Source organism: Nostoc spongiaeforme FACHB-130, assembly GCF_014698475.1.
GTDB lineage: Bacteria > Cyanobacteriota > Cyanobacteriia > Cyanobacteriales > Nostocaceae > Nostoc_B > Nostoc_B spongiaeforme.
The window spans coordinates 96,913-120,207 of the sequence record NZ_JACJTB010000010.1; the positions used below are offsets into that span (position 1 = coordinate 96,913).

The window sequence follows — 23,295 nt, forward strand, 5'->3', positions numbered from 1 at the left end:
CTGGTAGATGCTTGATATCTTATTTGCTAAGTCTTAGTGCGAGGGTTAAATTCCTACACTTGTTGATACGCCTGATTATCCCTGATCACTGCATAAACCCTAGCTTCTTCAAGCAACTAGTAGCTAACTTGAAGATAAGTTCAGGTAGGCAAAACGAATGTATTTTTTTTATAAACCATTTTTGAATATTTGTCTAATATTTTTTGTATATTTTTTTTCTGGTATATCTTCTCTACGGAGATGGCAAAAGTAGAATTACATAGCTTTATGGCTCAACTGAAAGCTGTAGGCGTTATATCTATTAACCAAAACTAGAAACTTTTTATACATATCTTAAATACGGCAAATTTCAAGTGAGTGAAGTAAACAATTGATTTCTCAAAGCTAGGTTACGAGCCTTTTCTTATTCTGACTTCTGACTGAGAATACCCTAAAAGAAATATGGCTATTGCTAGATGTGGTTCTCTGTCAAAACGCTATAGGCTACAACTGTTGAGCAGAGAGATTCGCTTGTGGATGTCCTAGTAAAAAGAGCGCAAACACTTAAACAAGCCTTGGTCGATTTTGTCCTAGATGCTGAAGGTGAACTGGCGCAAGCATTAGAGGTTTATGCAGCCGCACAGTCCCATAAAGGAAATGGCAATCATACCCAACAAGATTTAATTATTGATCGGTTTATTACAGAAGGGAAAGTTGGTGAGAGTTCACCCATCGAGTTATTTATTGCCAGTGATGCAGATTTAACCGATGGCGATCGCAATTTACTCAACAGTTGGCATCGTAGCTTTATCGGCTTATTCACCATCACCCAAATTTTACCTGATGGTTTGGAGTTGATGAACTGGTTGACAGCAAAAAATTATATCGTCAAGTCTAACGGTACTGAAAAACAACAAGACATATCTCGTTTCCAGCCAGGAGATATATTACTTACCCGCATTTCTCCCCTAACTGAAAATGAGTGGATATTTTCTGGGACTCACACTTTTATGGGTAAACTTGGTAAGCCAAAACTTGCTGTCGCTATTGGTAATTTTAAAGATAATTATAAAAGTCATCTTTACAGCGATGCTCCTGAATTGCTAGAAGAAGCATGGCACTCAGTCGAGCAGTATCATCAGCAATTTGTTGACTTTTTTGGTAGTGATGAAGTTACTTTACCAGGATATCAATTAAATAAAAAAATAGTTGAATTTCAAGCAATTATCAGTGAAAAATATCTCCAAGCTGCTGGATTAGATACTTCTAAATCTTTAGATGAGGTAGCAGCAGAAGCAGGCATTACCCAAGATGAAATCGCCGCAGCCGCGAAAGAAGTTGGTGTGGACTCTAATGTAGTTTCGCAAATGCTGAATGGTAAAAACGCTCAACAAAAAATGGTTGCACCAAAGGTTGATTTACCTTCTGAATTGCGAAAAGCGGAACAAGTCACAACCATTTCTCATCCTCGTTGGGGCTTGATATTTTTACCAACATACACTAAATTTAAAGCGATTTTGTTAGCTGATGATGGGCGCAAAATTGAAGGCGCAGAAAAAACTATTCGTTATTATCTAGAAGATAAAAGTATCAATGCTTATATTTGGCATCGATTAGCACAACAATACCCAAATCAAATAGAAAAAGTTTTACAAGATTTTTTGCAGCGTCCAGATTTTAACTTAAGTAATGACTTAGATAAACTCTTGCAAGAGAATGGTAAACCTATCGAGCCAGAATTACCAGAAATAGCCAGTGTGCCTTTACATTTGCATAATTTATTTCAAGAAGCACTGGCAGAAGTTAATAAATCTAAACCTAAAGCTAAGGGACAAAAACAAACAGCAAAAGGTTTTCAGAGAGGTTAAGTTAAGATTAGTTGCATTTCAAATCCCGGTAATACATCTTCTCCAGAAAGAATTGTCGGTATTTGTCTGACTTCGACAGCTTTTCCGAGTCGATAGATTTCCACTGTGCCATCTTGATAATTAATCAGCCATCCTAAACGCAAACCATTTTCTATATATTCTTGCATTTTCTCTTGCAGAGATTTGAGCCTATCTGTTTCGGAACGCAGTTCAATAGCAAAATCTGGTACAAGTGGCGGGAATTTTTTACGCTGTTCTGGTGTTAAAGCTTCCCACTTTGCCAATTTTACCCAAGCCGCATCAGGAGAACGTTTTGCACCATTCGGTAATATAAAGATAGTTGAAGAACTAAAAACTTTGCCTAATTTAGCTTGACGATTCCATATCTCTAAATCAGTTATTAGTCCAGCTTCTTGATTTCCGCTTTCTCCTCCGACTGGTGGCACAATAATCAACTCTCCGGCTGCATTCATTTCCAGGCTGAGATCACGGTTGGCAAGACACAATTGATAGAATTGTTCATCACTTAAATGTGCTATCGGTTCTAAATTGAGAACCACAGTATTCATTTAGCTTTTCCTCGTGCCTTTTTTGCTAACTGGTAGCGAGTAAGTTGAGTAGAGCGATCGCAAAAACTCAACATTACTATATAAGTATAACTTTATTAAGCTGAGGATAAATTTACTTCACCCTCCAGATGCAGAGAAACCGTAAAATCTAAGTTTGATATTGTATAACTTGATGTAAGTTCTCAGGGTTAGAATATGGCAAGCTTAAATCGTGTGCTATTTACTCAGGATACAATTCTTAAACAAGAGCCAGTACAATCGAGTCAGTTGCCAAGTACGAAACAACAACATATTCCGCTTGGGACTTTACTGGTGTTAAAGTCTTACGAAATCCCGGCGGCTCATTCTGAGTACTATAAATTATCTTTAGAAGATATTCAATTTAAAGGTTTTAGTAGTAACTGGTATGCCTTTGGGAAACACGCCAAAATTATTCCAGATGAAATTACGCCTGTGACAAATATTCAAGCGATCGCAACTAAACAACAAGCCAAGAATACAGTAAATATAACTGTAGATCGCCAGTCTGTCGGCAATAAACAAGGTTTCCTCAAACTGGTGTTTAACGCAGATACCATCATTAAGCGCGAACCTGGAGATTCTAAATTCATGAATGATCAATCCAAGCAGGTAATTCCAGGCGGTACAGAATTAATTTTATTAACCGATAAGCCAGACAACAATAATATTGTGAAATTTACCCTGAAGGATAATCATCTCAAATTTAGTCTGAAGGATATTGAGTTTAAAGGTTTCTCGAAAGATTGGTTTGTCTTTACCCAGCACGTTGGTATTCAACGTGTTGATTAAAAAATGTAGAGACTATAGGAATACGGTTTGATTCCTGAATCTATTTGTGTAGGTAGGGAATGGGGAGTGGGGAGTGGGGAGTAGGAAAGAAGCCTGCTCTGAGTGTACTAATTTTTTTTCAGAAATCAAATATGAGTCCTATAGATGTGTTGCTGATTATATAGATGTAATATCATCAGGACTTACGTACCAAGATTGTCTGTAGAGATTAGGTTGAGTGGTGAAAGGGTTTTTGATATATACTCCCTACTCCCCACTCCCACCCCAGGTTACTTGCAACTGGGTGTTAATTGTTAATCTTTTTAATATCGCCATAGGCGCGATAAAAGCCGCCTCTGGCTGACTCGCGGATTTCTTGGACGAGATAGCGATCGCCTGCTTGGCGAATATCTTTAGGAAACTGCACATTCCAGTTAGAATTGTAGCCTGGGGAAATAACTCTGACGCGCAGTTGACTGCCATCTTGAAAACACTCGACAATTACCCCATTACTTGTATCTGTAGTAGTTTCCAAAACAGCCGAAGGTGTGACTCCCTCAGTTTTTGGTGCTTTAATCACAGTTGCTTCGGGAATTGTACCAGCTTGAGCAGAGGAGATCGCATTTTCACTAGCATCAATACAAGCTAAACTTCCATCGGTAGTGACAATATAAATTCGAGATTCGTAAAACTGCATAGATAAAGCAGAACCACAACCAGTCCCCAACTTCCACAGTCTTTCCCCGGCTTGGTTAAAGCAGTAAATCGAAGAATTATTGTCACCCGCAAACACATATTTACCATTTTGGGCTGTAGCGCAAGAATAAACCGAGGAATCACACTTGTATACTGTTAGTGGTTGACCTTGCTTACTAAAACTATAAATTTTGCGATCGCTTGCACCAGCGTAAACTGTGGATGCTTCTTGCCAACCAAATAATACACTCCCGGCGGTTTTTTGATGCCACAGCATTCGACCTTCTTTGTTATCGTACATAGTCACTCCTTGACTATGACCGTGATAAATTCCCGCTTCATCACAGCGAACCATCCAGCCAGAACTACCTTGACTCAAGCGCGTCCATTGTGATTCATCATCATGATCTATAGTGGTCACACCACCATTGACATCAGAGACAGCCAATAAACCATCTTTAATATCAAGCCAGAATATATCGACATTTTCATCAATTTTGTAAGCAACGCGGGGTAACTTCCCAGTCAAATCGTAGACATTACCATCATCACAGCCAGCGTAAATCCAGATATCATCAGCAACTAAACATTTCACCCCATCAGGTAGCTTAAACTGATTGTTCACTTTACCTTCATGGTTCAAAGCAAAAACTTGACCTGCTTGATTACCTAGCCAGCAACGGTTAGCATCAATAAAAATCCCAAAAGCGGCGGAATTAGCTGCAAACTTCCACAAAATTGGCGCTTGTTTTGCTGTGGAAGCAGTACTACTCACTTCGCGGCGAGTCACAGAACGCTTTTGACGCACACCCATCACCGCTTTTTCATAGCCTTTTTTTAACTTTTCGTTAATTTTCTTCGCCGCTTCCGCCTGTGCTTTTTCTGATGTCGGGTAAGATTTCGTCTGCGTTTGTCCCGCGTCACCAATACGACCGTAGCGGATGCTTACTTGAGTATCTTCAACAATTACCTCATAAAATTTGTGGGAACTTCCACTATCTTCTGATAACTCTAGGTAGGTTATTTCCTTAGTCATGACATTTTCTCGTTAGAACTGAATGTAAGCGTAACCCAACAAAATCCTAAAAATGTTGGGTTTTACTGCATTACACCCAACCTACCTGGAATGCACTGAAGATTTGCTTGATAAATCGTCTCTGATACCAATTCTATGTGAGGTTGCATTTAATCTTTTATCTCTTCTTTCTTTGTGTCCTTTGCGCCCTTTGTAGTTCGTTCTTTAATTCAGTGCATCTTCATACAGAATTGGTATGAGATTGATAATGCACTTAGTACTTAGAGAACTTTCGCCAAACTGCTTAATCTTTCATAAACCGGGATGAGGCGATCGCCTTCTATTTCCACAGTATGATCTGGATAATGACGAATTGCGCCTAACAGACTAATTTCCCCATCTTCTTGAATAGATTTATTTAAAGATGTTTCTAGCGCCTGTGCATCTAAATCTTCTCCAGGCGGATGCACCACATCACCAACTTGAGCTAGTAAAATCGGCCCTGTCCAGCCAGACAGCAAGCTATTTAAATAAGCAGGTTCAGCCTTAATACCTGCGACTAAGGCTTTACGCGCTGCATCTGGGTCTTGTTTGGCCGCTTGCAAATAATTGCTAATTGTTGGGGTAGTCTTACCTGTTTGCACAAACTCGTTCAATTCTGCAACGGAAACAGGCCCTTGAAAACTCCCATACTTTAAAATCACTTGTTCAGCAGCATTAGCACTAGCACTGAATAACAAAACACTAGCACCAACTCCTAAAGCCACTGTCTGACTCAAGAATTTACTAAACTTCCACCTGGTTAATTGATTCCAAACTTGAAAAATCTGCATTTAATTTAACTTCCTAGTGGTGTGGAGCGTACACAAGTCTAAAATATCTGAGCTTTCTGCTCACGACAACATATTAACTAGGTTATCTAATATAGATTCAGTTTGGAGAATCCACTGAGGTATGACCAACGATAGAAATTAGATTTTCATTTCTCTCTTCTCTCTGTGTTCTCTGTGACTCTGTGGTTCGTAAATCAAATCAAAATACACTGTCGTAGACCGAACAGAAATTACGAGTGAGGTTCACCCAGTAATACAATCGAGCATTTCAACTCTCTCAAGATTTGGGTCGTTACTTGACTTACACCTAAACCACCAGCTGTGCGATAACGCACAGAACGCAACACTGCTAAATCAAAAGCTTGAGCTTCTCGAATAATTACTCTAGCGACATCATCACCTTTAACTGTCTGGATGTTAGTTTTCACCTGTAACTGACTTTTTACCGTAATTTCCAACAATTGGGATGTAAATTTTTCTACTAAAGCTGGGGGAGTTTTGCGATCGCTCACATGCAACAATACCACCTCTGCTTGATTCACATCAGCTACAATTTGTGCGAACCTAACAGCACCAATAGTTTGTCGCGTCAAATCACCAACCGGTACCAAAATTCTTTGGATACTGGTTGGACTACTCAATAAACGTGTCACCGCCACGGGACAATGTGAAGACCAAAACACACTATCAATCACACTCCCAAACAAACGAGCGCGAAACCCTGTTGTTTGTGACCAACCCATCACCACTAAATTCGCATTACGTTCTCGACTCGCACGACTAATTCCCAAAGCTGCATCATCATCAATGCGAATTGCTGGCGACACCTCCACATCAAATTCTTGACTAATTTCTTGCGCCATCTTCAATCTTTTTTGACTTTGGTCTAGCGCCGTCACCAATTGCGGATCATCCATTTGAATCAAAGCTTTAGTAATCGCTAATGGGACAATTCTCCCACCTTCATGACGCGCCAATAATGCCGCCATTTCTATTAAATAACGCTGGGTTTGAGGATTGTAAATCGGCACTACTACAGTAAATTGATGTGGTTTTTCTTCTACCTCAGTTTCAGGACTTTCCCACCAAGTTGCTAGACTATCTGTTTCTAAATCTGCATCACTAACTTGTAAAGCTGTGGCAAACCTAGAAGTAATTACTGGCCCTAAAATAGCAGTCACCAGCATCAAAACAATCACACTATTTAAAACACCTTCACTGATTAACCTTTCCCCAGCAGAGTTAACAGTTTGATAAGCCACTAATGCCGCCGCTAATGTAGCTGCTACCTGCGGTAGAGATAACGACCACATTGTCAGCATTTCTGCCGTATTGTAGCGATAAAATAATTTTGCTAAAAATGCCGCAATAAATTTACTGCTAATTAAAGCTATGACGATGACCACAGTCAACCAAACCGAACTTAGAGTCTTGAGAAATGCTGGAATATCAATCAATAACCCCATATCTACAAAGAAACATGGAATAAATAACACACTCCCAATAAACTCAATTTTCTCTTTAACTGGGCTACGTCCTAAAACATCATTAACAGCTAAACCTGCTAAAAACGCCCCAACAATTTTCTCAACCCCAATAACTTGCGCTCCCACAGAAGCCAAAAATAATGCTAGTAAAATAAACAAGAACTGATTACTTTGTTCATCTCCTGAACGCCGAAAAAATTCCTTACCAGCCCAGTCAAAACCAAACAAAACCACAACCGAATAAATTGCCAATCCACCCAAGAGCGTAGCTAAACTCAAGGCTGTAAATTCTCCGCCATGAATCCCTACACAAATTGCTAATACCAACAAAGCACCTGTGTCAGTAAAAATTGTTGCGCCAATGGTTACAGTCACAGCTTCATTTGTAACTACACCCAACCGACTAACAATTGGATAAGCCAATAAAGTATGGGATGCCAGTAAAGAACCAATCAAAAAAGCAGAATTCCAACCAAAATTAAATAACCGCCCCACTAAAATACCAGCTATTAACGGCACTAAAAAAGTCAGAGTTCCAAATCCAATAGAACGATTTCTAGTTTTGCGAAACTGCTCTAAGTCAATTTCTAAACCTGCAACAAACATCAAATAAATTTTGCCAATATCCGATAGCAGCTTGATGGTGTCTGATTCAGAATTGAGTAAGTTTAAACCATTTTCTCCTAAAATGACACCTGCTACTAGCAAACCCACTAATCCAGGTAAACGCAATTTTTCAAATATCGGTGGTACAGTAAAAATGACCGTGAGCAGAATAGTAAATGCAATAATTGGGCTTGCTGCTAAAGATTGGAGTGCCATTGGTAAGTTAATTTTTGCTTAAATTAAGATTGTAGATGCTGAATTTTTGCAGATCAGTAAAATTAAATTGTCACATTATAAGCCTTCACAGTTTTATCTTGAAAATAAAAATTTTCACATCTATACAGAGATAGAGTGACATCATTTTCTCATAAGTTATAAGATTATTCCGAGAATATTTCAAAATGAAAAACAGAGGAAAAGGTGAATTATCCGACTCTTCCCCTGAAAATTGGCTTTGTTTTTAGACAAACTTAATATTTACTGCCAAACATAGAGCATAACAAACAAGACAATCCAAATTACATCCACAAAGTGCCAAAATAGTGAAGTAGCATTCACACCAAAGTGGCCAGATTCGTAATTACCTGGAATGAAAGAACGGATCAAAATCATTAATTGCAACAGGATACCTGTTAAAACGTGTAAACCGTGGAACCCAGTTAACAGGTAGAACATTCCGCCAAACGTTCCAGAAGTGAAACCAAAAGCCAAGTGACTCCATTCAATAGCTTGTCCGGCTAAGAAGTAACTGCCCATCGCCATTGTTGCCAGCAGATACATCCGAAAACCAGACAAATTATGACGTTGTAGGGCGCGTTCTGCCAAATAAATTACAAAGCTACTTGCAACCAACACAACAGTATTAATTGCTGGTTCTCTAACTTCTAATCCTTCTACACCAGCCGGTAGCCAGTTAGGATTTGTCAACTTATAGACAATATAGCCGGCGAAAAAACTCAAGAAAATCACACTTTCCGACAATAAGAAAACAATAAAACCAAACATTTTATTGCCTTCTTCATCATGTCCATGCTCACCACTATGATGAGAATGATTCTGCAACTCTTCAGAAACAATATAGCTGTCCATTGGTAAAATTTTTATTCGTGTAATATTGCTTGGAAAATGCTCCGCGTAACTTTGCGCTTACCTCTGCGTTTAAAAAACTCAAATTCTAGTAGTGGGGACACACCAGACAGATGTCTGGCAAGTTTTACTTAACTATGTCCCCAAATTTTCTTTGTCATTGATGGTGACTATGAGTTTCTGCCACCAACGGTTCTGATTTGCCGTAACCATAAGGTTCAGAGATAACTACAGGAATTTCTTCAAAGTTCTCAACAGGTGGTGGTGAAGAAACTAACCACTCTAAACCAATTGCCCGCCAAGGGTTATCAGGTGCTTTTTCGCCTTGCATCCAAGAAATCACCATGTTGAAGATGAATGGCAAGGTAGACATACCTAACAAAAATGCACCCAGACTCGCAACGATATTCCACTGTTCATACTCTGGTGCGTAGGAAGAAACCCGACGTAACATCCCTTGCAAACCTAGTGGGTGCATTGGTAAGAAGTTGAGGTTAGTACCAATAAATGACAACCAGAAATGTAATTTACCCCAGCCTTCGTAGTACATCCGACCAGTCATTTTGGGGAACCAGTGATAAATAGCAGCATACAAGCCCATTGTCACTGTACCAAAGAGGACGTAGTGGAAGTGTCCAACTACAAAATAGGTATTGTTAACGTGAACATCCACAGGTACAGAAGACAGCATAATCCCTGTGATGCCTGCGAAGACAAACATGATTAATCCACCCAAGGCAAATAACATGGGTGTATTCAAACGCAACTTACCACCCCAAATTGTCGCTACCCAAGCAAATACCTTAATACCAGTCGGTACAGACACAAACATGGTGGTCAACATGAAAATCAACCGCATCCAAGCAGGTGTACCACTGACATACATGTGGTGTACCCAAACAATGGCGCTGACGACGGCAATTAACAGTGATGAAATCGCAACGACTTTGTAACCGAATAAAGGTTTGCGAGAGTAGACAGGGAAGATTTCGGAGAAGATACCGAAAACTGGCAGGATAATCACATACACAGCCGGGTGAGAATAGAACCAGAAGTAATGCTGGAACATGACTGGGTTGCCGCCGTTGCTGGGGTTGAAAAAGCCAGTACCAACGGTGAGGTCAAGTAACAACATGACTGCGCCTGCTGTCAGGGCAGGTAAGCCAAACAATTGGATGATTTGGGCGCTGAGGACTGCCCAGACAAACAAAGGCATCCGAAAGAAGGTCATACCAGGCGCACGCATCTTGACGATGGTGGTCACAAAGTTGACAGCACCCATAATTGAGGAGACACCAGAGATGGCGACTGCCAACAACCATAAAACTTGACCGTTAATCAAGTGGCCTGTGGGATTTTGCAAACTGACGGGAGGATAAGCCCACCAACCTGCTTGGGCAGGGCCACCAGGGACAAAGAAGCTGGCCATCAACAAAATCCCGACTACAGGAACCATCCAAAAGGCGACGGCGTTGAGGCGGGGAAAGGCCATGTCTCGCGCCCCAATCATTAAGGGGACGAGGTAGTTAGCAAAACCCACTAGTGAGGGAAATGTCCACAAGAACAGCATGACTGTGCCGTGCATGGTGAACATACCGTTATATACGGTGCGGTCAATTAAGTCGGCTTCGGGGGTAATTAATTCTCCCCGCAGAATCATGGCGAAGATCCCGCCGATGAGAAAGAAGAAAAAGGAAGTAACAAGGTATTGAATACCGATGACTTTGTGGTCGGTGCTAAAGCTGAAATATTGTTTCCAGCCTCCTGGGGTTTCGTGGTGTGGTTTCCCAACCGGTAGGCTGAGACCATCAATAGGGATGTTAGTCATTGTTCTTTTGAAGAAACAGGGGTGTGAAGGATTTGAGGGTGCAGGGAATTAGTTTGCTGTCAACCGGAATAATTAACCAAAGGAGGTGCGGCAGGTACGACGGTATCCCAACCATTTTTCACGGGTTCGTTGGCTGTTTGGGCGTATTCAGAAGCAGCTTGGTTATTGGCGGGGGCGGGTTTTTGTGTGGCGATTTTCGCCAACCATTTGTGATAGTCTTCGTCAGATTCCACAACTACATTTGCCTGCATAGTGGCAAAGTAAGTGCCGCTATATTGGGAGTCGGTGAGGCGATATTGACCCTGGCGAATGGGGGTAAATTCAAAGTCGATGGTATGGTTGGGAATGATGTCTTGTTTGAGGCGGAATGCCGGGATATAAAAGCCATGCAGTACATCTTCTGATTGCAGTGCTAAACGCACGCGGCGATCGCTTGGTAAATGCAATTCGGTACTGGTAACATCTTTTTCAGGGTAATGAAATACCCACGCCCATTGTTTGGCGATGACATCAATTTTTTCTACAGGTTCGCTCATCACACCTTCTTGGGGTGCAGCATAAGCTGATTCCATCCCCACGGGGTTATGCAAATGCACTAGTTGGGTGGGGCCTTGAATACCCATTTGTTCATAAACTTGGGAGCTATAACCAGCAATCCACAATACCAACATAATGGGGATGGCTGTCCAGACAACTTCCAAAGTGACGTTACCTTCAATGTGGGGGCCATCGCTGAAGTCGCCTTTTTCAGCACGATGGAAAATCACAGAATACATCAAAGTGCTGGTGACACCCAGAAAAATAAATGCACCTAATGTCACCAAAAAACTAATCAAATCATCAATCAGATGAGATTCTGCTGCTGCTTGGGGAGGTAGCCAGGAATAGGCTTGTTTACCTATCCAGATACTGGTGATGCTAATTGCGATCGCACCAGTAATTAAGGTTAATACGCTTAAAATCTTTGAGAATTTCATGGGTTTTGGTCATTAGTCATTAGTCATTGGTCATTGGTCATTAGTCATTGGTCATTAACAAAGAACAAATGACAAAGGACGAATGACAAAAGTTATTTGAGCATTGTGTTCAGGTCTTCGCCTAATTGCAGTAGTCTATCTGCGGTGTTGTGAACGCCAAATTCAGCAGCTAACTGCGCTCCTAATGTGCCGTGCAGGAACATCAAAAACATAATTGCCACTCCCGCAAATAAATAGCTCCACTGCACTTCTACGTCGTAATCTTTACTCCAAGCAAAGCGTTGCCATCCTCTCCACATGGTCATACCGACAAATAAAGCGAGGAGGACAACACCACCAATACCGTGCCACAGCATGGTTTCCATTGCTGGCATTCCCCATGCACTCTTGATATCTGTTGGTGGAGTGGCTAAGAACATTTCGTAAAAGCCAGCAGCTACGGTAAAAAAGGTGATGGCAGTTGCCGCAACCATGTTGTACCAGCCCACATCAAAGAAGTTGGCTCGTTCAACAGTAATTGCTAAAAATTTGAATACCCATTTTTGCATGGGGAACAAAACACCGACGATATCAAAGGTAATACCAATGATGAATAGACCAATGGTCAGATGCACCAAATTTGGGTGAATAGGCAGAGTGTAAGGTAGTCCGTTAGCGCCTATTTCTACGTTTAATTGATTAATTAGTTCTGAATTCATGGCAGCATCCCATCCTTGGCAGCTTCAACAACTGGTACTGTGTGCAATCCATATACCCAAACCAATTCATCACCTAAATAAACTTGCAAGCCGACAATTGCCACTAAGACAAATCCCACGGCTAAATAATGAACTGGTAATTTTTGCGGGTTACGCGAACGAAGTACATAGCGCCAGGCGGTAATTGTGGCGATGAGGCCAGACAGTGACCAACCAATCAGGGTATGAAGATTTAAAACTGATTTAGCTACGTCGTAAGGTTTGGCTAAACCAGCTTCAAATTGTCCAAAAATAATCGCTACGAAAATGGCGATCGTAGCAACAAACATATTCCACCAACTCACCTCAAATAAGCGAGCCTTGCCAGTAAAATAACCTACTAAGTCACAGAAAAATGCAAACAATACCATTGCAATTACAAAGTGAACAACAATGGGATGTAGCGTGTCTGGATAGGGTAGATTATGGTCGTTCAACGATGTAAAAAAATCAAGCATAGTTTCCTGCACCTTAGCCAAAGTTTCATGTTTAACAGACAAGCATGACCATCAATACAAACATTCTTACCTGAATGGATTCTCTTCAAAACTGCATAGCGCCATCCAGTAAATCAGGTATTAGCTTTGTTTAAGCTCAATTTGTTGAAGTTACTATTTATCGTCAATGATTCAGTTCAATTCATTTGTTCATGCTGATACTTTATAACAACGATTTTGAATTTACCTCACAAAATCGGAGTTATTTGGTTGATAGTTGGCCATCTATCTATTAGCTTAAGGATTTTTTTAGTAATTGTCAAAAAAATAATAGAAACCTATAAAAATCCCGGCTTTAACAGAAAAACTATTATGATGATGTAGCTTATCTACCTTTTGTTTTTAGATATTACATATAGAAAAATCTTTGTATATATGATTCTGCACAATTATCAAATATCTGTTTGTAATCCAATTAACATAAGACTTTTGATCATAAGTTATCAATAAACAGAAAAATAATAAACAATATATTAAAATAAAAAACTCATAGCAATATCTACTATTATTCTTGATTTTTATTTGCATTAAAAGCAAGGCTTATACATCTAAATTCTGGCAAAAACCTGAGTGAAAATTTTGGCACGTTAATTTTTACCCCTCAGTATGACAAGTATTACCGAAAAAGTTCTGAGTGCTGAGTAAAAAGTAACCGGACTGATGCAAATGTCAAAATTAAGAATTAGTGCATGACGCTATAAGCTTCATTACTACGTTCAAATACTTACTTTTGTTGCGTCACAAACTCTACAGAAAAAATATGACTGTTGCGTAAGTCATAAAGTAAAATTAATGGCACTTAGCGCACAAGTCAAAAGCCCTGAAAATTAATTAGCTCGGTGTTAAAAATTATCGTTATTGAGTAGTTTTGTGCGTCGGTTATCCAGTAGTATGTATCGTTGGTAGTAGTTATCTCTGGCGAGATTTACTCTATTGTGTAATTACTCAGTTCAACTTGCAAATAAGGTAGAAAATCAAGTACGGTTTTTTCACCCTAATGTAGTATGTGAATCTCCATACCAAGATAGAAATAAAATTGATACTTTTATTTTAAGTAATTACTAAGGGATGAAACAAATCGTTTACCGTGGTTCATCTTCTGCTAAAAGATTCTTAACGTTTCCAGAACGGCAAGTTTAAACCAAAAAATAGTCTAATTCGATACAATTAAAAGGCTGGGAGAGCCAAGGAGAATTAAGTGGTACTGCTAAAAGGCTTTGAGATTGAGATGTACACTGGCACACCTCAAGGTGAAATTGTTGGCCTCTCCGATAAAATCGTTGCGGACTTAAATGGGTTTATGCGAGAACCAGACAGTCGCAACGTGGAATACATAACAAAGCCATCCACAAGTTACGAAAATCTGTTGTGTGCTTTACTAAGTCCGCGTCGAGAATTACGCAAGTACCTCCAGCGTTTAGGGAATTACACTTTGATACCTGGAAGTACTTTGTCTTTAAGTGGGGGCGATCGCTTCTTTCGTTCAGACCCAAGTAATCCTTATCATGACTATATTGAGCAGACCTACGGCACAAATGTAGTAACTGCCAGTGTTCATATTAATGTGGGTATTAATGACCCAGAAACATTAATGCGGGCTTGTCGATTTATTCGCTTAGAAGCACCCTTGTTTCTGGCGCTGAGTGCTTCATCACCCTTTTTCAATGGTCAAGCCACTGGCTATCACTCAACTCGTTGGGGTGTATTTCCCCAAACTCCCGCCTACGTACCATTATTTACCAGCCATGCTCATCATATTCAGTGGGTAGAAGAGCAATTAATAGCTGGAACAATGCAAAATGTCCGGCATTTATGGGTATCAGTCAGACCAAATGGCGATCGCCGTCCTTATGATCTCAATCGTCTAGAATTGCGAATTTGCGATTTAGTTACAGATCCCATTGCTTTACTCGCAATTACTGCATTGTTAGAAGCACGTTTATTGCAGATCATTGATAACCCTGATTTAGATCCTTTAACTAGCAGTAAATTATCACCGGAAGAACTAATTGCACTGACCACTAACAATGAAATAGCAGCCGCTAGTGCTAGTTTGGATGCTCAACTACAACATTGGCAAGATGGCAGAACTATTTTAGCCAGAGATTGGATTGCGGAACTATATCAAGAAGTTTGGGCGATCGCTAAACAACAAGGCTTTAGCTGTTTCTTGTCACCATTGCATAAAATTCTGCGTGAAGGCAATGAAGCCCAGCAATGGCTACAACTTCATAGCGTCGGTTTTGACTGTCAGCGCGTTATTTCCCAAGCGATTGTGGCCACAAAAGAACGAGAACTGGAACTAGAACATAAATTGTGTTCTTCCTTGCTGGCTTAAAGAGAACCTCAAGTGATTCAATATCATTAGTCATTTGTGAATACCAAGGACAAATGACTAATGACACAAGACAAATACCCAGCCAGGAAACTCCCAATAGCCCAAAATCATCATGTATGGTCTCATACATAAGATAGATTTTCTAAAAATAGCCAAAGAATGAGTTTGGGTCTGGTTTTTAGTTTTTAAACGACAAAATAGTTGTATTGACAAGTTAGTCAGATACATTTTCTAAAAATTCTTAGAAAATGTAGCAATTTTTTTGTTTTAAAAAACTAATCGATGTAAACTACAAAATGGTTATTAATAAAACCTATAGATAACCTCTACCTTTTGACAGATTTTTTATTGTCAATATAACTTTTTATACAAAAGCTCAGTTCCATAGCAGATGCCCCAAGTTGTTTTAGTAAATCCGCAAATTCCCCCCAATACAGGCAATATTGCCCGCACTTGTGCAGCTACAGGTACAGAATTACATTTAGTGGGGCCTTTGGGCTTTGAAATTAGCGATCGCTACCTCAAACGAGCCGGTTTAGATTATTGGCCCTATGTCAAACTCCACCATCATGAATCGCTGGCAGCTTTTCAAGACTCTCATCAACAGCGTGGTGGAAGGTGTTTAGGTTTTTCTGTGAGGGGGAGTAGTAATTACGTACAATTTCAGTTTGCTCCTAATGATTGGCTACTATTTGGCAGCGAGACTACGGGCTTATCACCAGAAGCATTATCAATTTGTGATACAACCCTTTATATTCCAATGTTTGAGCCAGGGGTTCGTAGTCTGAATCTATCAGTCAGTGTGGCGATAGGACTGTTTGAAGCACGGCGACAACTCGGTTATCTAGTGTAGTTTTTGAACAATTAACTTATAAGTATAAATACTCGTACAGTTCTGGAAATCAAATTACCACAAGATTTTCGACAGATAATAATTCTATCACCAACAAAAAATACTTGCACTTTTTATACTGTTGCTTAAAAAAAATCAGTAAAATGCCTGAAAAATCTAGTTAACTAGACAGGTTTCATATAAGAAATTTCTATATTAATTTTGAGAATATACCAAATTTGAATGATAGATTTTGATGAATTGGATTTCTTTGGTTTCAAAAAACAAAAAGCTGCAAATCCATACGGATAAGGCATTTGTACTATTTTGTCTGAATAGGTATATTTCAGGAGGACAAAAGTACTGGAGAGTTTGTACGGTTGTCTTTTAGGGAAGATTCAACGTAAAGTCTCCTGTTGGGAAGACGGATTGGTAAAAAAAACCTTGAAGATATTTACAGCAGGAGGCATCGCTTTTTTAAAACTTATAGCAACTAAAATTGCTGACAATATAAAGCAGATTCGGCTAATATCAACTTTTCCAATCCCAGCGATTAAATTTAAATTAGGCGCTGAAAACTGTAAAGAGCGAAAGTTCTAGGGTGTGAGGAGTGGAGCGGACAAGTAAGCACAGCAACTTTATGTTCTGCTAACAGGTGTAAACTTGTCTAAATCAGAGAAGCAGGTTAATCTTGCCTAAGTATCTCTGGTGAATGTGATCCAGGTCTATCGTCAGATGTGATCTAAATCATTGACTAGTATTCCGACTGCAAAATCGAGGTCAGTTAAGCGCTAGTGATCATAGGAGGTCGTCTTTGAAACGAGCATTGAAAAAAAGAGTAAAAGCTGTGCTGAAAAATACCCCCAGCAATGATGGTGTCCCTAGTGAGCAGTTAAGTGTGGTAAATTCCAAGGCTAATCGTCGAGTTAGCACACAAGCAGCCATGATTGGCTTGGCTATTTCAGTTGGAGCGACCAGTCTTTTAGTGACTCGACAAAGCGATCAAGCCCAAGCAGCAGCGCCTGTAGGCAGCCAAAAAGTAGCCTCAAACCTGCCTGTTGCCCCTGACGCTGAAATGAAATTTGTTCCCACAAAGCTGGAGACCCAACTGGTCTCAGCAGCAACCATGCCAGAAAATCCTGTCATTGTGGAACCAACAGCAATTTCACAGTTGCCTGGGCTTGAAGCTAAATTGCAAGTGGCAGCAAATGGAATGCCTGTGGAAGTTCCAACACCAGAGAATGTTGCCCAAACAGCAGCCGAAAAAAATGCCATTAACCAGTCGCCACTAGTCAAAAATGGTGCAGCACAGGAACTTCTCAAAGCTAACGACACATCTGACATCAAAGTTGCTAACGATGAAGTCAAAGCTAAATTAAAAGCACAGCAAGAGTTCGCCCTATATCACTTACAAGAAAAATCGAACCGTTTAAGAGCAAGTCTGGCGGAGTTACGGTCTGGGGAGTCAAAAAATTTAGCGAAAGCCCCTGCATTGAAGCAAGAGGTAGTGGTAGCAGAAAAATTGCCACCTCAAAGCATCAGTCAAGAAGTTGGGCAACAGTTACCTGGATTGGTTGATGAAGACAAAACCAAGTTCTTTCCTGAAGTTAAGCAACCAAAACTCCCAAGTGAATCGGTACAGCCACTAGCAACAACATCTGTACCTGCTACACCAGAAATTGCCGCACCAACGGATACTGGTACCGCTTACGAAGTTAAGCCGGGAGATACTCTAGCTGCGATCGCTAACCGATACAACACCACGGTTGCAGAACTAGCCAAGCTCAACAATATCAGCAATCCCAATCAGCTCAAAATCAATCAAAAAATCATTCTGCCATCGGCAAATGCTAACCGTAATGGTGCAATCTCCATACCTGTAGCCGTTAATCAGCCTGGTGTACAGTTGACCAACAATGTCAAAATTGCTGGTGTACCTGTCAACACTGCCAGCAGTAACCCCAACGTATCTTTAGCACCAGTTTCACCAGTTTTTGTTAACAACAACACTGTCAAACCAACCACAGCAACAAATAACCCAACACAGACAAATACTGTTAACGGTGTAGGTGGTGATACTCCCGTACCCAAAGTATTTACTGAATTACAGTCAGGTAGTCAAACTCAAAGAGTATCAAGAGGACGAAACAACGAGCGTCTTCAGAGTTTACAGGCTGAAATTCAAAGACTACAGCAAAAATACCGCAATCAAGAGTCTGGTAATACTGGTAATGTAGTTGCCCAAGCGGTTACTGATACAGACAAAAACAGCATTGCGATTCCAGTTCCTGTAGCTGTTCCTAGCAACTTAGCAGTTACTAAGCCAGTATCTGGAAATAAGACCTTTGCTGTACCCATCCCTGTTCCAACACCAATTTTACCGAGCTACAACGCTCAACCAGTTAAGCCCGAATTTAGTGCTATTCGCCGCACTACTGACGAGCCAATTAACCCAGAGTTCTTGCCTAACCGCGCTAGGGTAACAGTACCACCCATTGGAGTCAATGCGGCTGATTCTCCTAGAAGAATGCGGGGAACCAAAGTATCGCCACAACTACCACCTTTGGCAGCAGTAGATCAATACTTGCCCAAACCAATTGATGAAACCATTCCTCCGCCTTCCACCTCATCTGTAGCTTATATTTGGCCAGCAAAAGGTGTATTTACCTCTGGCTATGGTTGGCGCTGGGGAAGAATGCACAAAGGTATTGACGTTGCTAACGCCACTGGTACGCCAGTTTATGCCTCAGCAGATGGTGTGATTGAAAAAGCAGGCTGGAACAAAGGTGGCTACGGTAATCTTGTGGATATTCGTCACCCTGATGGTAGTATGACCCGCTATGGTCATAACAGCAAGATTCTGGTGCGTGCAGGTCAGCAAGTGCGTCAAGGCGAAACTATTGCTTTAATGGGTAGCACTGGTTTCAGTACTGGGCCACACACTCACTTTGAAATTCACGCATCAGGTAAGGGCGCAGTTAACCCAATTGCCTTCTTACCACAACAAAACCGCATTTAGTCCTTGTCTGTATCCAACCCAGTTATTTTCTTGTCAGAAGAGGGAGTTTTTATCCCTCTTTTGCTTGGATGGATGAACTGCTAAGTTAATTTGTGGATGGAAATTAATTGCCAAAAAGACTAGCCATCAACAAATGTGTATGCTATATTAAGAATTAATGCGAAATTGCTTGGCTCAGTAGCTCAGTTGGTTAGAGCACGGGACTCATAAGCCTGGGGTCGTTGGTTCAAATCCGACCTGAGCCATTTAAGAAGTAAATATCTAACTCAGAATCTCTAGTTTACAGAGTTGAGTTATTAACTTGCTCATAATGAACGCGATCGCCCGCCAGATAATTTAAACTCAAGGTGAGACCGAATTATTTACAGCTTCTGTTATGTCTTCTAGTTTAGATTCTCTACCACCTGCTTTGGCTAAAATCGTCCAACGCTTTCAACGTGCATCTGATCCGAAGCGGCGTTATGAACAACTGATCTGGTATGCCCAAAAGCTTCCAGAGTTTCCTGAAGCTGATAAAGTACCAGACAATAAAGTTCCTGGTTGTGTGTCTCAGGTGTATGTTACCGCCGCCTTAAATGATGGAAAAGTTGTATTTCAAGGAGAATCTGATTCTCAGTTAACTAAGGGGCTAGTGGCGCTGTTAATTGAAGGATTAAACGGGCTAAGTCCTACAGAAATTGTCCAATTAACACCAGATTTTATTCAAGCAACCGGTTTAAATGTGAGTTTGACACCTTCCCGCGCTAACGGTTTTTACAACATATTTAAAACCATGCAAAAAAAAGCATTGGAATGTAAGTTAGAACAATAAGAAAAAGTGCTGAGTGCTGAGTAAACAGACTAGTTTTGAGGTAGGGGGTGTGAGAGTATGTGTATTCAAAAACCTTACACCCTTAAACCCTGACACCCATCTCAACCGTCCTGTTAACTAAGCTGTTTTGAAAAAGCGGATAATTTCGCGGACGTGATCGAGAAATTGTCCATCAGTGGAAAGTTGCGCGATCGCGTTTCTGGCTTCTCTGGCTAAACGTTCATGTTCTGTTTGATTTGTGGCGCGTAATTCTTCTAAATTCGCTAAAATTCTGGACAGTTCTTTGCGAGTTTCGTCAGCAAAACGCTGTTGGGTGGCTGGTAAAGAATATGATTCTTCTGGGTTGAGTTGTTCTTGTATATATTGGACTTTTTGTTCTAATTCCGAGAAACGATTCCGCAGTTCATAAATATCTTCGCGGGGATATTTCCATTCTTGGCTAATCATCGTTAGCCTTGCATATAAATATTCGTAAGCCCGAATGGCGGGACGCAAAATTGTTAATAATAAAGCTGCACCAGAACTGATATAACCTACGGCACTAATTCCCGTGGCGGCGAGGATGTAAAGTCCAATGGCAGAAAATATATGTAAAGCAATAGCCAGCCACAGCGATCGCTTGGCTAATAATTGCACATATTTGACTTGTTTTCCATCTACAGGAATGCCTTTTTCAGAAGATTGTGCTGCTTCTGCTAACACTTCTTTAGCTTGAAAATGAACATTCCACGGTACAGTTACAATTACCAACAACCACCAAAAACTTGCACCACCAATTATCCAATCAAGAAAGTTACCAGCAGGTATATGAAACCATTGCAACACGCCAAATGCTAACAGTAATATAGTGAAAATTCCTAAGATAGAACTGATAAAAAGGTTAATATACATATTGCCCTGTCTCCACTGAAACTATCATCTTCATCATGGCGGTGGCTGGGCGGTTATAAAAAATGATTGTGCTGGTTTAACTATTTGCACATTTTGCATCGGTAAGCATTAGTCCTAGGAAAAAATTCTTACTCCCGTCAAACTATCCCAGGAATTATGCACAAAGATTGTCTGGGGAGACTGGGTGTTGGGTTTTAGGGTACGGGGTGTAAGGGTTTTGCAGACATACACCCCTACACCTTAAAACATTTGATTTTTCGTCTTACTGCATCAGCCCAACATCACAGTTATGGCTGAATATTAACCAGAATCTATGTGATAGTTTGGCTAACTGCACATCTAGCTTGAAAGTGCTGAGTGCTGAGTGCTGAGTGCTGAGTAAAAATGCTAGTCCCACTTTCATACTTGGCTATGAAACTTGTTTCATCGGGACTGCCTTCTGCCTCCTGCCTCCTGCTGTATTACCCACCAACATGAATCCCTGGTCGCCTGTGGGAATTTTTTTCGGCGCGACGTAGAACTTCACGGGTAACTACTGCAATGTCACCTTCACCAAACAAGATAAACCTTAGTAGGTACTGGATAGGATTTCCCTCTACCCAACCAAAGTAGGCGTGAGGTATTTTACCAGTTTGGTCACGAATATAAAGCAACAAAGCAGCGATCGCATTTGGAACTGCGGCACTTTCCGCCCGTAAAATTCGATAATCTCCAACTTTTACGCCTTTGACTCTGATCACATCAGTAAAATCTGACGCATCAGATATCAAAATTTCTAGAAAGATTATGGGATCTGTCGGCGGAATGTGGTTATCTTCCCGTACCTCTTTTTCTTTTAAAAAATATTCTTGTTCATTGCCTTCATTTAAGCGATTGGCAATGATTCTAATTGCGCCTTGACTTTCTTCGGCAATAAATTCACGGGCATTTTCATCAACTTCTATTTGTTCTACCCGCAGTTCCGTTGAGCGCCAAACACGGGAAACGAGGGAAGTTACAATGATTGTACCAATGAAGAACGCCGCAATTTTGATCCCTTCTGGTCTCTCAATAATATTGACAATGGTTGTATAGATAAAGACCAGGGTAATCAAAGCAAAAACAATTCGTCCTTGTGTGGAATTGTGTCGATGGGCTGATAAAGTTACAGCAAATGCGGCAGAACTAATTAATACCAACACACCTGTAGCATAAGCACCACCCTGCGCCTCGACATTGGCTTGGAAAATAATTGTAACTACAAAGGCAATACTTATATATACCAATACAAGTGGGCGGGTTAATAATGCCCAACTTGGTGCCATTCCATAGCGTGGTAAGTAACGCGGCACAATATTTAGTAGCCCTGCCATTGCTGATGCCCCAGCAAACCACAGAATAGAAATAGTGCTTAAATCGTAAATTGTACCAAAGCCATTGCCTAAATAAAGATGTGCCAGATAAGCCAGGGCGCGTCCATTGGCTTTTCCGCCTGTGGCAAATTCTGCGGCTGGAATTAAAACTGTAGTGACAAGACTGCTAGTGAGCAAAAAGAAGCTCATAATAACAGCAGCAGCCGTCAGTAGCTTGCGGGTGTTGCGGATTCTGCCTCTGGGCATTTCTGGGGTATCGCTACTACCACCTTGAACTAAGGGCATCACGGTGACACCAGTCTCAAATCCAGATAAACCCAAAGCCAAGCGAGGAAATAACAAGACAGCCAAGCCGATGAGGACAAAGAAATTGTTATTTCGCGCGAAAAGTGCTGTTTGCCAATTGGCGATCGCACCTGGGTGAATTACTATTTGATATAACCCAATGCTAATGACAAGCAAATTCAACAGCAGATAAACTGCCACTAAAAATACCGCAATCCCAATTGCTTCTTTAAAGCCTCTCAAGAAAACTACACCGAGTAAAGCAATTAACATTAAGGTAATAGCAATACTTTGACTGTGCAGCAGACTTGGTGTCAGAGGGTTTTCAATTATATGGGCTGTGGCATCAGCCGCAGACAGAGTAATAGTAATAATAAAGTCAGTTGCCACAAAGCCAAGTAGACACAATACCAGTAATTTGCCTTGCCACCAAGACAGCAAATGCTCCAACATAGCAATAGAACCTTCACCATGTGGGCTTTTAGCAGCAATACGGCGGTAGATGGGTAATGCACCAAAGAGCGTTAATAAAACCAAAATCAGCGTAGCAATAGGAGAAAGCGCACCTGCCGCCAATGCCGCAATTCCTGGTTGATATCCAAGAGTAGAAAAATAATCTACACCGGTTAAGCACATAACTTGCCACCAAGGATGCTGGCGGTGTGCTTCTTCCTTCTGGTAAGGCCCTTCCTTCTCTCGGCGGTTTTCTGCCAGTAGCCAACGCATAAACCGTCTACTGAGCCGTTTTGTTGAAAACATTGATTTAACCATTCAATTGGATTTTGTTACAAAAGTCGCGG

At 40.8% G+C, this 23,295-nt stretch carries 18 protein-coding genes and 1 tRNA gene; 7 read left to right on the forward strand and 12 right to left on the reverse strand.

The window, feature by feature from the left end:
• Positions 1-512: 512 nt before the first annotated feature.
• Positions 513-1,847 (forward strand): hypothetical protein, encoded by a 1,335-nt coding sequence (locus tag H6G74_RS10670; protein ID WP_190967643.1) that lies wholly within the window; start codon positions 513-515, stop codon positions 1,845-1,847.
• Here the strand turns inward: H6G74_RS10670 and H6G74_RS10675 are convergent.
• The gene (locus tag H6G74_RS10675) at positions 1,844-2,416 is read right to left on the reverse strand and encodes a Uma2 family endonuclease (protein WP_190967644.1); all 573 of its coding nucleotides are present in this window, start codon (positions 2,414-2,416) and stop codon (positions 1,844-1,846) included. The genes H6G74_RS10670 and H6G74_RS10675 overlap by 4 nt on opposite strands.
• A gap of 195 nt (positions 2,417-2,611) precedes the next feature.
• Here H6G74_RS10675 and H6G74_RS10680 point away from each other — a divergent pair, with 195 nt between their 5' ends.
• Complete coding sequence (locus H6G74_RS10680) at positions 2,612-3,226, forward strand: hypothetical protein (RefSeq protein WP_190967645.1); 615 nt, start codon at positions 2,612-2,614, stop codon at positions 3,224-3,226.
• A gap of 286 nt (positions 3,227-3,512) precedes the next feature.
• On the opposite strand, the gene H6G74_RS10685 is transcribed toward H6G74_RS10680, so the two are convergent.
• From H6G74_RS10685 to H6G74_RS10720, 8 genes are all read right to left on the reverse strand, one after another.
• Positions 3,513-4,937 (reverse strand): WGR domain-containing protein, encoded by a 1,425-nt coding sequence (locus H6G74_RS10685; RefSeq protein WP_190967646.1) that lies wholly within the window; start codon positions 4,935-4,937, stop codon positions 3,513-3,515.
• Between the two features lie 260 nt (positions 4,938-5,197).
• Positions 5,198-5,749, reverse strand: coding sequence for an alpha/beta hydrolase (locus H6G74_RS10690; protein WP_190967647.1), 552 nt, complete (start codon positions 5,747-5,749; stop codon positions 5,198-5,200).
• Between the two features lie 230 nt (positions 5,750-5,979).
• A complete protein-coding gene (locus H6G74_RS10695) occupies positions 5,980-8,058 on the reverse strand; it encodes a cation:proton antiporter domain-containing protein (protein WP_190967648.1) in 2,079 nt (692 codons plus the stop codon).
• A 261-nt stretch (positions 8,059-8,319) separates the two neighbouring features.
• Positions 8,320-8,931, reverse strand: coding sequence for a cytochrome c oxidase subunit 3 (locus tag H6G74_RS10700; RefSeq protein ID WP_190967649.1), 612 nt, complete (start codon positions 8,929-8,931; stop codon positions 8,320-8,322).
• Between the two features lie 154 nt (positions 8,932-9,085).
• Positions 9,086-10,756, reverse strand: coding sequence for a cytochrome c oxidase subunit I (gene ctaD / locus H6G74_RS10705; RefSeq protein ID WP_190967650.1), 1,671 nt, complete (start codon positions 10,754-10,756; stop codon positions 9,086-9,088).
• A 59-nt stretch (positions 10,757-10,815) separates the two neighbouring features.
• Positions 10,816-11,733, reverse strand: coding sequence for a cytochrome c oxidase subunit II (locus H6G74_RS10710; protein WP_190967651.1), 918 nt, complete (start codon positions 11,731-11,733; stop codon positions 10,816-10,818).
• A 92-nt stretch (positions 11,734-11,825) separates the two neighbouring features.
• Entirely contained in the window at positions 11,826-12,431 is a 606-nt protein-coding gene (locus H6G74_RS10715; protein ID WP_190967652.1) for a DUF2231 domain-containing protein, read from the reverse strand.
• Positions 12,428-12,928: a DUF2231 domain-containing protein gene (locus H6G74_RS10720; RefSeq protein ID WP_190967653.1), complete on the reverse strand. Its 501-nt coding sequence runs from the start codon at positions 12,926-12,928 to the stop codon at positions 12,428-12,430. Before H6G74_RS10720 ends, H6G74_RS10715 begins: the two co-directional genes overlap by 4 nt.
• Positions 12,929-14,165: 1,237 nt before the next feature.
• Here H6G74_RS10720 and gshA point away from each other — a divergent pair.
• The 5 genes from gshA (at position 14,166) to H6G74_RS10745 (ending at position 19,967) form a co-directional block, all read left to right on the forward strand.
• The gene (gshA, locus tag H6G74_RS10725) at positions 14,166-15,305 is read left to right on the forward strand and encodes a glutamate--cysteine ligase (RefSeq protein ID WP_190967654.1); all 1,140 of its coding nucleotides are present in this window, start codon (positions 14,166-14,168) and stop codon (positions 15,303-15,305) included.
• Between the two features lie 391 nt (positions 15,306-15,696).
• The gene (locus tag H6G74_RS10730) at positions 15,697-16,158 is read left to right on the forward strand and encodes a tRNA (cytidine(34)-2'-O)-methyltransferase (RefSeq protein WP_190967655.1); all 462 of its coding nucleotides are present in this window, start codon (positions 15,697-15,699) and stop codon (positions 16,156-16,158) included.
• A gap of 826 nt (positions 16,159-16,984) precedes the next feature.
• Positions 16,985-19,156 (forward strand): peptidoglycan DD-metalloendopeptidase family protein, encoded by a 2,172-nt coding sequence (locus H6G74_RS10735; protein WP_313888476.1) that lies wholly within the window; start codon positions 16,985-16,987, stop codon positions 19,154-19,156.
• Between the two features lie 171 nt (positions 19,157-19,327).
• A tRNA-Met gene (locus H6G74_RS10740) sits at positions 19,328-19,401 on the forward strand.
• A gap of 131 nt (positions 19,402-19,532) precedes the next feature.
• Positions 19,533-19,967 carry a SufE family protein gene (locus tag H6G74_RS10745; RefSeq protein WP_190967657.1) on the forward strand — a complete coding sequence of 145 codons (435 nt, stop codon included), beginning with the start codon at positions 19,533-19,535 and terminating at the stop codon, positions 19,965-19,967.
• 117 nt (positions 19,968-20,084) lie between these two features.
• Here the strand turns inward: H6G74_RS10745 and H6G74_RS10750 are convergent, their stop codons facing one another.
• The 3 genes from H6G74_RS10750 to H6G74_RS10760 form a co-directional block, all read right to left on the reverse strand.
• Positions 20,085-20,858, reverse strand: coding sequence for a hypothetical protein (locus H6G74_RS10750; RefSeq protein ID WP_190967658.1), 774 nt, complete (start codon positions 20,856-20,858; stop codon positions 20,085-20,087).
• Between the two features lie 262 nt (positions 20,859-21,120).
• Positions 21,121-21,261: a hypothetical protein gene (locus tag H6G74_RS10755; protein WP_190967659.1), complete on the reverse strand. Its 141-nt coding sequence runs from the start codon at positions 21,259-21,261 to the stop codon at positions 21,121-21,123.
• Positions 21,262-21,319: 58 nt separating this feature from the next.
• Positions 21,320-23,266, reverse strand: coding sequence for an APC family permease (locus H6G74_RS10760; protein WP_190967660.1), 1,947 nt, complete (start codon positions 23,264-23,266; stop codon positions 21,320-21,322).
• Positions 23,267-23,295 lie beyond the last annotated feature (29 nt).

Excerpts from the sequence above, each read along its gene's own strand:
- H6G74_RS10685 (WP_190967646.1), bottom strand. The coding sequence starts at position 4,937 with ATGACTAAGGAAATAACCTACCTAGAGTTATCAGAAGATAGTGGAAGT.
- H6G74_RS10720 (WP_190967653.1), bottom strand. The coding sequence starts at position 12,928 with ATGCTTGATTTTTTTACATCGTTGAACGACCATAATCTACCCTATCCA.
- H6G74_RS10675 (WP_190967644.1), bottom strand. The coding sequence starts at position 2,416 with ATGAATACTGTGGTTCTCAATTTAGAACCGATAGCACATTTAAGTGAT.
- H6G74_RS10710 (WP_190967651.1), bottom strand. The coding sequence starts at position 11,733 with ATGAAATTCTCAAAGATTTTAAGCGTATTAACCTTAATTACTGGTGCG.
- H6G74_RS10730 (WP_190967655.1), top strand. The coding sequence starts at position 15,697 with ATGCCCCAAGTTGTTTTAGTAAATCCGCAAATTCCCCCCAATACAGGC.
- ctaD (WP_190967650.1), bottom strand. The coding sequence starts at position 10,756 with ATGACTAACATCCCTATTGATGGTCTCAGCCTACCGGTTGGGAAACCA.
- H6G74_RS10695 (WP_190967648.1), bottom strand. The coding sequence starts at position 8,058 with ATGGCACTCCAATCTTTAGCAGCAAGCCCAATTATTGCATTTACTATT.
- H6G74_RS10680 (WP_190967645.1), top strand. The coding sequence starts at position 2,612 with ATGGCAAGCTTAAATCGTGTGCTATTTACTCAGGATACAATTCTTAAA.
- H6G74_RS10755 (WP_190967659.1), bottom strand. The coding sequence starts at position 21,261 with ATGAAAGTGGGACTAGCATTTTTACTCAGCACTCAGCACTCAGCACTC.
- H6G74_RS10750 (WP_190967658.1), bottom strand. The coding sequence starts at position 20,858 with ATGTATATTAACCTTTTTATCAGTTCTATCTTAGGAATTTTCACTATA.
- H6G74_RS10745 (WP_190967657.1), top strand. The coding sequence starts at position 19,533 with ATGTCTTCTAGTTTAGATTCTCTACCACCTGCTTTGGCTAAAATCGTC.
- H6G74_RS10690 (WP_190967647.1), bottom strand. The coding sequence starts at position 5,749 with ATGCAGATTTTTCAAGTTTGGAATCAATTAACCAGGTGGAAGTTTAGT.
- H6G74_RS10760 (WP_190967660.1), bottom strand. The coding sequence starts at position 23,266 with ATGGTTAAATCAATGTTTTCAACAAAACGGCTCAGTAGACGGTTTATG.
- H6G74_RS10700 (WP_190967649.1), bottom strand. The coding sequence starts at position 8,931 with ATGGACAGCTATATTGTTTCTGAAGAGTTGCAGAATCATTCTCATCAT.
- H6G74_RS10715 (WP_190967652.1), bottom strand. The coding sequence starts at position 12,431 with ATGAATTCAGAACTAATTAATCAATTAAACGTAGAAATAGGCGCTAAC.